Genomic DNA, 1,631 nt, shown 5'->3' with positions numbered 1-1,631 from the left:
AAGCATCTAATTTAAGCATTTCTTTACCTTTAAAAAGCCTCGGTAGGCTAAATCAAATTAACGTCAAAAATCCTGCGTGGAATCAATGAAGACTTCGCAGTTTCTCTTTTAACTTCGTCGAGACTCGCATTGTTAAAAGGGCATAAAATCGTCACCAAACCATGGGCGAGACAATCTATCACGCAAGCAAAAGGAATCAAATTTTTTAATGTATCTAATCTTGATAACTCTTATCTAGCCAGCTTTTTTCACTATTTTGCTCTGCACAATCATGAAGAGAAATATAAACCTCAGGATTTAATCCTTCAGGCAACTGATAATCCTGTGTCGCCTTCTTCAAATCATTCAATAAAATTTGTGCGCCGTCTCTATTCGTTGCAGTCACAAGACATGCAAAACGGCGATCACTTAATTTATACAACACATCTGTAGAACGAATACGGCTTTTCCAGATCGACACAAGAACCTGCAACAATGTTCTTTCTTTCGTCAGATTCATTTTTCTTGGTAATTCAACATCAATCACCAGCAGCACACAATTCATCTGGTAACGCTGATGCAAGGCAAAGTAATGAGAAAGGTCTTGCTCAAACTGTCTCGCATTACGACATGCGAACATATCCTCCTCAGTATGCTTAGGCCCTGCTCTTTCAAGTCGACCGATACGAAAGCGAACAAAGCTCGCTAACGCAAATAATGAAAAAACTAGAACGGCATTTTGGGCTAGCTGCGTAAAATCATTTAGCGCGCTTAAAAGCAACATACAAAGAAGAGAAAAGGTCGCGGCAAACACCAAATCAAGGACTAATGCTGCCCAAACAGTCATCACTAACAAGCAGCCCATAACAGCAACACTATTCACACCCGATGTCAGATGCACAACAAAAATAGATGCAAAAAGGACTAAATTAATTGCTGGAATAAACTTGAGAAGATTTGAAAACAAAGAGGAGAAGTTGAGCGCAAACATCACAGCGCTCAAACCGATGATGAAAAACACCGCGTGGTTCAAGCCTAATAAAACAAGCTCAATGATCGGAAATAGCAAAACGAAAAACGATAACAGTTCTTTTTGCAGCGTTTTCTGAATCATTTCAGGAGCGACTCTGATTTACGCTAGTTTAATGGCCAGTGACTCTAGATATTCCAAGCTCGGAATCACCGCATATTCTCCATCGACCCTAATACGGCTATGTTCAGCAGGAGAATCGCTCTGCTCTTCTTCTTGAATGATATCCTTACTCACCTTTACTAAGCGCGGGAGACCTTGAGTGAGAATGGCGCTAAAAGGTAACTTCTGATTATCTAGCCCAACGCTATTAATTACAGCTATACGCGCTTGAGTATTCCGAGCGGGTTTCTCTTGGCCATTGGCAACTTCATAGCTTAGCAATGGAACCTGTATACCCCGCCACATAATATTTCCTAGAAAATATTCTGGCCCTTCTGCTTCTTGTGGTTTGGTATATTCAATTACCTCGGCCACACTCACGTTTGGCAACACCAACTTAGTGCCTTCAACCGGCAAATATAAACTCGAAATTAGCTCTGATTCAGACACTCTGAACTTCCTTCATTTTTTAGGCAAATTAAGAAATGCCTGTATTCTTGTAATACGCTGTCATTAACAT

Annotated in this window: 2 protein-coding genes; both read right to left on the bottom strand. The window is 40.5% G+C overall.

Going from position 1 to position 1,631, the window contains the following annotated elements:
* Window positions 1-214: 214 nt before the first annotated feature.
* Window positions 215-1,093 carry a hypothetical protein gene (locus tag A3739_RS16520; RefSeq protein ID WP_068502100.1) on the bottom strand — a complete coding sequence of 293 codons (879 nt, stop codon included), beginning with the start codon at window positions 1,091-1,093 and terminating at the stop codon, window positions 215-217.
* 18 nt (window positions 1,094-1,111) lie between these two features.
* Window positions 1,112-1,561, bottom strand: a complete 450-nt coding sequence (locus A3739_RS16515) for a chemotaxis protein CheW (protein WP_068483458.1) — start codon at window positions 1,559-1,561, stop codon at window positions 1,112-1,114.
* Between the last annotated feature and the right edge of the window lie 70 nt (window positions 1,562-1,631).

This window comes from Oleiphilus sp. HI0067 (assembly GCF_001635735.1).
Note: the sequence above shows the minus strand (reverse complement) of the source record. Positions and strands in the feature narration are given on the sequence as shown.

Bases quoted from the DNA above. Each gene is read 5' to 3' on its own strand.
- A3739_RS16520 (WP_068502100.1), bottom strand. From the start codon at position 1,093: ATGATTCAGAAAACGCTGCAAAAAGAACTGTTATCGTTTTTCGTTTTG.